Here is a 539-nt window from a genome sequence, read left to right on the forward strand (position 1 = left end):
CGATCTCAAAGCGAAAACTAAAATCGAGCGCACTTGGTTAAAATACACCCAATTGGCTCGTGGTCGTAAGCGCTTCCATACGCTAAACGGTCGCAACAAACCAGATGCGGCTGACGACTATGCAGAAGAGAGTTTGGCTGAAGACGATTAATAAGAAATAACCAAACGTCAGATGTTCAACAAACGTTCATCATTCGGTGTGAGTGAACGCTTCTGACCCATTTCTTCTCCTAAAGCCCAAGGGCGCGTTCTCCCGAGGGCTTTTTTAATATCTGCGATTTTGGTGCATGGGAAATGTCGACCTATTTCGCCAGCATCGCAATCTTTTTCAAAAACGTTTCTTTTAAGTGCTCCTGCTCGTACTCTAGGTGATACGTGTTGTGGAAACCCACTTTCAGCTCCACGCCGTTGCCTCTTAAAAAGACGTTGTAACCATCGTAATCCGAGAACGCCTCCACACCTTCATAGATCTTACCGAACTCCGTTGGCGAACCGTTGTTCATGACGTTTTCGTACGCTTGTAGCACTTTGCTTGGATC

At 46.2% G+C, this 539-nt stretch carries 2 protein-coding genes; one reads left to right on the forward strand and one right to left on the reverse strand.

Going from position 1 to position 539, the window contains the following annotated elements; genetic code table 11:
* Positions 1–151 (forward strand): DUF413 domain-containing protein (gene maoP / locus R7O13_RS30260; RefSeq protein ID WP_318305646.1); only part of this gene is annotated, 151 nt, incomplete at its 5' end.
* Positions 152–302: 151 nt separating this feature from the next.
* Here the strand turns inward: maoP and R7O13_RS30265 are convergent.
* Positions 303–539, reverse strand: a 237-nt coding sequence (locus tag R7O13_RS30265) for a DUF3081 domain-containing protein (RefSeq protein WP_140152689.1), incomplete at its 5' end; no start/stop codon positions are given.

The sequence above is a fragment of the Vibrio sp. Y176 genome, from assembly GCF_033438945.1.